Consider the following 9,571-nt stretch of genomic DNA (forward strand, 5'->3'; position numbering starts at 1 on the left):
ACGTCTCCTGCTGCCGCCGCCGATCAGAGTGCGGTCTATTCTCGCATGGTCTCTCTGGCGACGGGCACATCAGGCTTCCGCCATGATCTCGCACTATAAAACAAGAAATCAAACGCAACTGTAGTACTAGTGGTTGTGTGTTGAGGTGCTGCGCTTCGAGCTGATGATAAACGTGGTCTGTGTGAAGCAGCCACAAGCATCATAAAGGAAGCGCAGCATGAAGCATTTTGCCGGACTGGACGTTTCTGTCAAAGAGACCTCCATATGCATTGTAGACGAAACGGGTAAGATTTGCCGCGAGATGAAGGTTGTCAGCCATCCTGACGACCTTGCCGAGGTTCTGACCGATGCTTCTTGGAATTTCGTAAGGATTGGGCTTGAGGCCGGGCCGTTGTCGCAATGGTTGTTCAGTGGCCTCGCTGAAGCCGGGTTGCCGGCGATCTGCATCGAGACACGGCACGCGAAGGCGTTCCTGAAGGCACAGGTTAACAAGACCGACCGAAACGACGCTCGTGGCATCGCGCAGATGATGCGTGTCAATCTCTTCCGACCGGTCCATGTCAAAACGCTGGCAAGCCAGAAGCGGCGCGTCCTGCTGACCGCACGCAAACTGCTTCAGGAGAAGGCCATTGCTATCGAGAACGATATCCGTGGCCTATTGCGCAACTTCGGCTTGAAGGTTGGCATCGTTGGCGCCGGCAAGTTCGAGGAACGCATCCGGGATCTCGCCGGCGACATGCCGGAACTGTGCGACATAATGGATGCCCTTCTTGTGGCGCGACAGAAACTTCGCGAGCAGTTCACCGTGCTTCATGAACGGCTGCTGTCCATTGCGAGGAATGACGCTGTTTGCAGAAGGCTGATGACAGTTCCGGGCGTTGGACCTGTTGTCGCTCTGGCTTTCGCTGCCACGATAGACATTCCGGCCCGCTTCCGAAGTTCGAAAGCCGTTGGCCCCTCTCTCAGACTAACCCCACGCTTGCATCAATCCGGTGAGGACAGTCGTGTGGGACGCGTCTCTCTGTGCGGCGACCCCATGATGCGAACATTGCTTTATGAAGCGGCGCAAGTTTTGCTGACAGTAGTGAAGAAGTGGTCCTGGTTGAAGGCCTGGGCGATGAATGTCGTTAGGCGCCGGGGCCGGCAGAGAGCAACTGTCGCTCTTGCCCGCAGGCTGGCTGTCGTCATGCATAGAATATGGTCTGACGGCAGCGAGTTCCGCTGGACGCGAGAGGAGGTTGGCTCCGTCATGTAAGATGCAAGCTCTGCGGACGAAACGACCGATAACAAGATCCGCCACGGGTAGATGAATGTCCTTCGCGGGACGGAGGATGAAGAGAGGGCGTGCCGGGACTCGTATCCATTGTGGCAACGCAATGAGGACGCTGTTTAGATTGCTCCCTTCATTCCAACTGATCCCATGATGGGAAGGCTGATAGCCGATCCCGAAGAGAAGCATGGCCCCGCGAAGACATCAGACATTCTGGCTGAAAAAGCTTGAAAGTGCTTGACCACAGCACGCCGAATAGAGAAGTCCCGGCATTTGATGGGTCGGGCAGGAGCATCTGTCCGGCGAAACACTTCACGGTTTAGCAAAACGTCAGAGATTGGGGGCGTGGGTAATGTGATCGAAACCATCGAGTTCGGAACGCACCAGAAGCAGACGTCTAAGTCGGCAAAACATTCTCGATGTCGATGCGAAGTCGCCCCGAATCATCCGCCTCCACACGCGCTTCGATGCCATAGGCCAGCCGAAGCGTTTGCGGAGTGATCGCCACCTCCGGCTGACCGAAGGCGATCAGGTCGCCTTTCGTGAGAACGGCGATGCGGTCGGCCCAGCGGCATGCGAGCGACAGATCGTGCAGGATCGCCACAACGATTGCTTCCCGCCTGCGCGCATATTCGCGCACGAGCCGCATGGCGCGAATCTGGTGCGCGAGATCAAGCGCGCTCGTCGGCTCATCGAGCAACAGCAGCCGAGGTTCCCGCACCGTTGCCTGCGCAAGGCTCGCCAATTGTCGCTGACCGCCTGAGAGATTATCGAATGGATGCAGCGCCAAATCGCCGATGCCGAACTGTTCCAATGCCGAGAATGCCCGTCGTCTCAACTGGGTGTTCGACACCATTCGACTCGGCGGCGCTGCTTTCAGCGCCGTGAATACGCCTTCGAAAACGTTGAGGGCGATCCCAGAGGGCAATGACTGAGGCATGAATGAAACGCGTTTCGCACGCTCCGTCGGGCTCAGAGCAAACAGATTGTCCCCGTCCAGCCGGGCTTCTCCCTGTGCGGGTGTGAGACCTGCAAGTGACCGCATCAGGGTGGACTTGCCGGCCGCATTCGGTCCGACAAGCGCAATGACCTCTCCGGGAGGCAGACATGGCAGGCTCAGGTTGTTTACAATCCGCCGGGAGCCGTATCCCGCCTCGAGGCCGCGGATTTCAAGACCTTCCATCATCGGGTCGCCTTTCGCCGCATCACGAGCAGGAAAAACACCGGCAAACCGATGAAAGCCGTGACGATCCCGATTGGAATGATGACGCCCGGTAAAACCGTCTTGCTGGCCACGCTCGCGAGCGACATGACGAGCGCCCCGGTCATCGCGCTTGCCGGAAGAAAGAAGCGATGATCTTCTCCGATAACCAGGCGTGCGATATGCGGGCCGACGAGTCCGATAAAGCCGATCGTGCCGCAGAATGCGACCGCAGTCGCCGCCAGCAGGCTGATCCGCAAAAGGGAGTAGAAGCGCACCTTTCGGACATCGACACCGAAACTCATCGCCCGATCATCGCCAAAACGCAGCGCAGTCATCTTCCACGAGGCACGCAGTGAGAACGGAAGAACGATGGCCACGACTGCGGCCAGCGCGCCGACCGTTCCCCAGGTCGTCCGCGCCAGGCTGCCCATGCCCCAGAATACGAATTGCTGGAGGGCATCCGCGGAGGCCAGGAACTGAATGAGCACAACCCCTGCGTTGAAAGCGAACAAAAGGCCGACCCCGAACAGGATCAACGTATCGGAGCCGCCGTCCGATCGCCGCGCGAGCGCCTGGAGGAGCAGGATCGACCCAAAGGCGAACAGGAAGGCGTTCGCGGTGACGATAAAGCCCGAAGGCAGGCCGGGAATGCCGACTCCGAGCACGATAGCAAGCGCCGCACCGAAAGCGGCGGCCGAGGAAAGACCTAGCGTCATCGGACTGGCAAGCGGATTGTCGAGGACCGTTTGCATTTCCGCGCCGGCCAGAGACAGTGCGCAGCCGACGAGGATCGCCATCGCCGCAACGGGAATTCTCAGGCTCCAAACGACGATCTGTTGACCGCGGGAGAGGCTGTCCCATGCAAAGATTCCGCGCAGGGTATCCCACAAGCCCGAACTTGATGGCCCCGACGTAGCATCGATCAGGAACCCGATCATACATGCGATGGCAAGGCCGCTCAGAACGAGCGTTCGACGATGCAGAAGATGTTCATACGCCGCCAGCGCGGTTGGCGTGGCGTGTTTTATTGCTTCACTCATGTTGCGGCGACCCAGAATGTACCTTCGAGCGGTACCGGGAGAAACCGCGCATTGACGGCCTCCAACGTCGCTTCGGCATCGATGTCGGCAAACAGATCGCTATGCATCCAGCGCGCCAGGGCCTCAACGGCCGCAATCCTGATCGGCGTATGCATGAAATTGTGCCACACACCAAAGGCTCGCCTCTCGCTCACCGCCTTGATCGCAGCGATCTGCGGACGCGCAAGCAGCTTTTCGAAGCTCGCCTTGACGCGGTCGGCGGAAACATCCCTCCCAATCGCGAATTCCTCGTCCGTCGGCCGCCCGTCGGCGCCACCGGTCGCGATGTAAAATTCGGGCTCGCGCTCGTAGACATATTCCAGGTTGAGCTGGCCGATCGCGCCTTTCAGGACGTCGGCGCCGATGTTGTGCCCGCCGGCAGGTGTCGTCAACGCATCGCGATTACCAGGCCCGGTCGTCCAGCAGCATTCGGGACGGGCGGCAAAAGCGTGGAGCAGGACCGTTGGACGGACGACGCCCGGGCGGGCAAGCCGTGTCTCAATGCGTCTCATGCGCTGGCCATAAAGATCCAGAAATTCCTGCGCCTGTCGCTCGCGCCCGAGAAGGGTACCAAGCAGCCTGAGACTCGGCTCGGTGTTTCTGGCCGGATCGAGGAAAAAATCGACGATTGCAACCGGGATGCCGGCGTCGGCGAGCTGTTCGAGTTGTGGATTGGAGGCCGCGTCGCCGAAGCGAAAAGCATCCAGCCGGCTCAGGATCACAAGATCCGGAGCCTGCGAGATGATCGTCTCGATCGACATGGTTTCGATCGAGCCCTGTCCGACCACCGGAACGGCATCAATCGCCGGAAACCGTTTGCGGAAAGTCTCGAGTTGAAATTGATTGGCACCGAAATCCCCTCCCCATCCGACCAGAAGGCTGGCAGGATCAGGATGGATGAGCGATAGCGCGTCGATCGTGACCCAAGAACCCAGCACGATCTGCTGTGCCGGCGCCTTGAGAACGGCCTCGCGGCCAATGATATCGGTCGCGCGTATCAGTCCTTCCTGCGCCATCGCTGCGCGTGGGATGAAAGGCGCGGCAAGAAGCGCTCCGAGGGTGGCACGGCGTGTCATTCCGGGCATCGCCCGATGCCTCGTGGTGTTCGTCAGCATTACCATTTGTATGTCAGGCTCGCCATCACCTTGCGGCGCTCGCCGTAGAAGCACTGGTTGGCGTTCGAGCATTGCGCAACATAGGTCTTGTCAAAAATATTCGAAATGTTGATCGCGCCGCGCCACCCATCCTTTTCGTAGTGGATGACAGTGTCAGCGAGCGTGAAAGACGGGATCTTCTGCGTATTGGCCGCGTCGACCCAGGCATCTCCCATATATCGCACCCCGATGCCCATTCCCAGCCCGCTCAGGTTTCCGTCCTGGATCGTATAGTCCAGGAAGGCCGAGGCATAGCGCTCCGGCGTATTGGCAGGGGCAAGGCCGATCAGGGTCGGGTCCAGGTTCTCTGTGTTCTCGATGTCGAAGTCGGTATAGGAGGCGATGAGATCGAGACCGTCAGCGAGGTTCGCCAGGGCCTCGATCTCGAAGCCGCGCGAACGGGCTTCGCCGCTCTGGACCGTTTGCAGGGGATTGGACGGATTGGAAACGAGGAAATTCTCGCGTGTCGTGTCGAAGGCCGCCAAGGTGACGAAGCTGCGCGAGCCTTCCGGCTGGAACTTGATGCCGACTTCAAACTGCTCGCCCTTTTCGGGCTTCAGGATCGTCTGCGTCGCATTGTTGATCCCGACGAGCGGTTGATACGAGTTCGAATAGCTGACATAGGGAGCGAGGCCATATCCGAGTTCGTAAACCAGCCCGGCGCGGCCGCTGAAGGCAGTCTCCGAATCCGTGTCACTCATTGCGGCGTTGATCTTGTTGTCGACGTCCGTGCGGACGCTGTCGAAGCGGCCGCCGAGAATGAGACTGAGCGGTCCGAGTTTCATCTGATCCTGAACGTATCCACCGATCTGGTCCTGCTCGGCAATCGAGCGGATGCCGGTCGTCGTCAGCCCACCGAAAGGCTGTCCGTAGTCCGGATTGAAAATGTCGATCGGCGTTCCGAGGCCTGTTCGTTGCGTATCGTCGAAGCGCACATGCTTGTAGTCAACGCCGAACAGAGCCGTATGGTTGACTGCGCCGGTCGAGAAGCGGGCCTCGAGCTGGGTATCGATGGTGAAGAGATCGACGATCGGATTGGCGAAGAAACCCATCCGGTTGAGCCGGCCGGATGCCGGATTGCCGCCGACATAGCCTCCTCCGATAAATGAGAAGAGCTCGTTTTCGCCGTGGCTGTAGCGGGCATTCTGGCGAAACGTGAAGGTGTCGTCGAAGCGGTGCTCGAACTGGTAGCCGATCATTGCCTGCTCGCGCTCGACACCATTGTAGCGTCCGCCCTCATCCGGCATCGAGGTTACGAAGTCTGTCGGGATTCGTCCGAACGGCGCGTCAACCACTGTCCCGACATAGGGCAGGAAGGGCACGCCGGTGGTGCGGTCGCGCTGATAGGAACCCAGGAGCGTCAGGCTCGTATAGGCGTCCGGGCTCCACGTCAGCGCAGGCGCGATGAAGATCCGGTCGTCATCGCTGAAATCGGTTTGTGTGCCACCAATCTTGCCGAGTCCGGTCAGGCGATAAGACCACTCACTCGCGACGTCAGCACCAGCAGCATCGTTCCACTCAGTAGGGCCTCCCAAATCGAAGCCGCTGTAGACGTTGCCGAAGGAATTGACACCTGTCGTGACTTCACCAAATGCGGTGTCGGTCGGTTTCTTGCTGACAGCATTGATCAGACCGCCGGGATTGGTGCCGCCGTAGAGCACTGACGACGGACCACGCAGAACCTCGATGCGATCGAGGCCGTAGGGTTCGAGCCGGAACGGCAGGCCTGACGAGCTGAGCAATTGCAGGCCATCAAGATAGAGGCCGGTGGTCGAAGCGTTGAAGCCCCGAATCTGGTATTGATCGTAACGCGGATCGGCGCCCCCGAAAAGTTCACGAACTCCGGCCGTATACCGGGTCGCCTCGCCGAGCGAGCGCGACCCCGTGGCCTCGATCTGCTTTCGCCCGATCACGGAAATGGATTGGGGCGTTTCGATCAGCGGCGTATCTGTCTTGGTGCCCGTTTTAGACCTATCGGTGACGTAACTCCTGCTCAGGTTGTCGGTGGCCTCCCCCTCGGCCTGAAGGATGATAGGTTGAAGTGTCATCGATGCATCCTCTTGTGCACTGACGGAACTGGCGGCCGCAAAGGTTGCCGAAAGGAGAAGCAACGCTCTCGCCGGCACCCTTGTCATGCCAATCCGGATTTGGGCTGTCCCCTCTTCAACCATGTTCCTCATCAATATGCCCCACGCGCCCAACTGGCCTGCTTAAGAATGCCACTGACAATCCACCTCTTCTTTAGATTACTTCTAAAGCATTGAGGTAGGTGTGTATTTTTACCAACAACAGCGTAGCATGTCAGGCCAACATGTTCACAAACGGGCCAAAATTATGAGTGTACTAATCGAGATTTCGAACAGCGATCCGGCTGCCGACGATCGCCCGGCAGTTCCTGTCCTTATGCTGCGCTGGCATATACCCAAAGCAGGGTCGACCGGTTGGCATCGCCATCATCGAAGCCAGCTCCTCTACGCGACGGAAGGACTGATGGTGATTACCACCGAGGTGGGTGTCTGGATGGTTCCTACCGGCCACGCACTTCTGGTGGCGCCCGGTATCGCTCACGACTCTGCCTGCGAAGGACCACTGGAACTCTGCACGGCCTATATGGAACCCGGCATGGTCGATGAGACCGTATTCTCGCACGGATGCCGAATGATACGCGTTTCGGCTCTGCTTGATGCCGCGCTCCGTGCTCTGGCGGAGGAGAGCCCTGATCGCGCAGAAGCTGAGCGGGGGATACTCCTTGCTCGCCTAATCGTCAGCGAAATCGAGCTGGCAGAAGACGCGGACTTTGCCATCCCCATGCCGCAGGATCTGCGGCTGAGGCGCATCTGCGATGCGCTGATCGACACTCCTTCGTTAGATACAGATATAGACTCCTGGAGTTCGATCGTTGGGCTGAGCCGACGAACACTGACACGCAGGTTTAGAGCGGAGACATCCTTGACCTTTGGCGAGTGGCGCCGGCGTCTAAGGGCTGCGAGGGCAATGATTCAGCAGTCGGAGGGTCAACCTCTACGCGCTGTCGCCGGAAAGGTTGGATACCGCACCGCTCACGGACTGCAAGCGATGATCGAACGCAGCAAGGTTCGTCGCAGATTGTCCGACACTGGTGATGGATGAATTGCATCTCATCAAGAGAGTCGATGCAGGCGCATGGTGCCGTTCTCGATAAGCCCGCGTCAGACAAGCCCTACATTAGCCTCCTGCTGCGGCGTATGGGAATATTGGCGATCGGAGGCACCGCCCTGCGGTCATCCTTGTTCGACGTTAGGTGACCTAAGACCCAAGTTTCCTCCGGGATTTCGGAGAGTCTTTGGTTTTCTGCTCTGAGACCGAAGTCTGGACCGCCGGGAACTGGAGTTTTCCGGCTCTGATCACGATGACGGGCTGGTTGCGCCACCGGGATTATGCATAGCAATCGGTACCTTATATCGGATGGCCGAATGAGGACGATCCTCATTGTAGTATCGACGCCAAGTCTCCAACTTTTCGCGCGAATCCGCAAGGGTCAGGAACCAATGGGCGTTCAGGCACTCTGCTCGGAGCTTGCTGTTAAAGGCCTCGATGAAGCCATTATCCGTCGGCTTTCCGGGCCTTGAGAAGTCCAGCGTGACGTTGTTGGCATAAGCCCAGAGGTCCAGGTCGCGGGAGATGAATTCACTGCCATTATCCACTCGGATCGTCCTGGGATAGCCGATCTGCCTGCAGATACGCTCCAACGTTTGAACCACATCCTCACCACGGTAGGTGAAGCGTGCGTCAGTGGCGGGGCAGTAGCGCGAGTGCGTATCGACGATCGTCAGGATGCGAAGTTTCTTGCCCGTTGCGAGCTGGTCGTGAACGAAATCCATCGCCCAGACATCGTTCGGACCGACCGCAATCTGACGATCATCTCTGAGTTTCACCTTCACCCGACGCTTGGGGTGCTTGTTGCACAACTGAAGGCCTAACTCGCTGTAAATCCTGCGTGTCTTCTTCATGTTGATCGTCCATCCGTCCCGGCGCAAATGGACATGCACGCGCCGATAGCCATACCGCACGCGTGTCTCGCATATCTCCTTGATCCGTCTTTCGAGAGGGGCCTGCCCGGTTCTTCGGGATTTATAGTGGTAGGTCGAGGTATCGAAGGTCAGGACCTTGCAGCCCCGCCGGATCGATACGCCCCAGTCTACCAGCATCCCGTCGATCAGCTTGCGCTTACGGGCAGGCCTCAGAGCTTTCGCCGGATGACGTCCTGCAGCATCTCACGGTCCAGCGTCAGGTCAGCGACAATCTTCTTCAGACGATTGTTTTTGTCCTCCAGAGCCTTCAGCCGGCGCATCTCATCCGGCAGCAGGCCTGCGTATTTCTTCTTCCAACTGAAATAGGTCGCCTGACCGATCCCCGCCTTGCGGCAGATCTCCGCAACCGGCACACCGTCCTCGCCCTGCTTCAAAATGAATGCTTTCTGTGCGTCTGAAAACTTCGATGCCTTCATCGTTTCCGCTCCTGTTCCCAGCCGGGAATCTAGCGCGAAAAACTCCAATCAAAAACGATCCAGTTTTTGGGGATCAGAGCAATTGCCCAGCGATGAATGCGGTCGTTGCCTGTTGTAATCCTCTTTCCATGCGGTGATCTCGGCTCTGGCGTGAGGCAGTGACGAGAACAGTGTTTCGTTGAGGCACTCGGCCTTATGTAGCAAAGGCACCAAACTGCGAGGTGGAGAGATAAGGACTCCACAACCCACTACTTGTCAATCGGCGCGGAATGTTGACGCCTTATCGGCGTCCAATATTCACCCCCCTGTAGACGATCAGCGCTTGGCCTGCCCGGCGCTGGCCGGGGTTGCAGAGGGTAGGCCAAGTGCGGGTGATGG

General features: G+C 58.6%; 7 protein-coding genes and 1 pseudogene. 2 read left to right on the forward strand and 6 right to left on the reverse strand.

Features of this window, described 5'->3' with window-relative positions:
• Window positions 1-217: 217 nt before the first annotated feature.
• Window positions 218-1,255, forward strand: a complete 1,038-nt coding sequence (locus tag ACFFP0_RS29530; RefSeq protein ID WP_377265801.1) for an IS110 family RNA-guided transposase — start codon at window positions 218-220, stop codon at window positions 1,253-1,255.
• Window positions 1,256-1,667: 412 nt separating this feature from the next.
• Here ACFFP0_RS29530 and ACFFP0_RS29535 read toward each other — a convergent pair whose 3' ends face one another.
• From ACFFP0_RS29535 to ACFFP0_RS29550, 4 genes are read right to left on the reverse strand one after another with little or no spacing between them, the layout of a single operon-like run.
• Complete coding sequence (locus ACFFP0_RS29535; protein WP_377265802.1) at window positions 1,668-2,456, reverse strand: ABC transporter ATP-binding protein; 789 nt, start codon at window positions 2,454-2,456, stop codon at window positions 1,668-1,670.
• Window positions 2,453-3,514 (reverse strand): FecCD family ABC transporter permease, encoded by a 1,062-nt coding sequence (locus ACFFP0_RS29540; protein ID WP_377265803.1) that lies wholly within the window; start codon window positions 3,512-3,514, stop codon window positions 2,453-2,455. The genes ACFFP0_RS29535 and ACFFP0_RS29540 overlap by 4 nt, the downstream gene beginning before the upstream one ends.
• Window positions 3,511-4,740 (reverse strand): ABC transporter substrate-binding protein, encoded by a 1,230-nt coding sequence (locus ACFFP0_RS29545; RefSeq protein WP_377265804.1) that lies wholly within the window; start codon window positions 4,738-4,740, stop codon window positions 3,511-3,513. Before ACFFP0_RS29545 ends, ACFFP0_RS29540 begins: the two co-directional genes overlap by 4 nt.
• Entirely contained in the window at window positions 4,668-6,755 is a 2,088-nt protein-coding gene (locus tag ACFFP0_RS29550; protein WP_377265805.1) for a TonB-dependent siderophore receptor, read from the reverse strand. The genes ACFFP0_RS29545 and ACFFP0_RS29550 overlap by 73 nt, the downstream gene beginning before the upstream one ends.
• 355 nt (window positions 6,756-7,110) lie before the next feature.
• On the opposite strand from ACFFP0_RS29550, the gene ACFFP0_RS29555 reads away from it, so the two are divergent.
• On the forward strand, window positions 7,111-7,836 hold the full coding sequence (locus ACFFP0_RS29555) for a helix-turn-helix domain-containing protein (protein WP_377265807.1): 726 nt from the start codon (window positions 7,111-7,113) through the stop codon (window positions 7,834-7,836).
• A 254-nt stretch (window positions 7,837-8,090) separates the two neighbouring features.
• Here ACFFP0_RS29555 and ACFFP0_RS29560 read toward each other — a convergent pair.
• Window positions 8,091-9,193, reverse strand: a protein-coding gene (locus tag ACFFP0_RS29560; RefSeq protein WP_377265806.1) for an IS3 family transposase whose coding sequence is annotated in 2 segments (ribosomal slippage) — window positions 8,091-8,932 and window positions 8,932-9,193 — 1,104 coding nt in all. Because the reading frame shifts where the segments join, the coding sequence is not laid out codon by codon here.
• An 87-nt stretch (window positions 9,194-9,280) separates the two neighbouring features.
• A pseudogene (locus ACFFP0_RS29565) lies at window positions 9,281-9,382 on the reverse strand (integrase core domain-containing protein); the annotation flags it as partial.
• Window positions 9,383-9,571: the final 189 nt, after the last annotated feature.

The sequence above is a fragment of the Neorhizobium puerariae genome (assembly GCF_042429745.1).
GTDB classification, from domain to species: Bacteria; Pseudomonadota; Alphaproteobacteria; order Rhizobiales; family Rhizobiaceae; genus Neorhizobium; species Neorhizobium puerariae.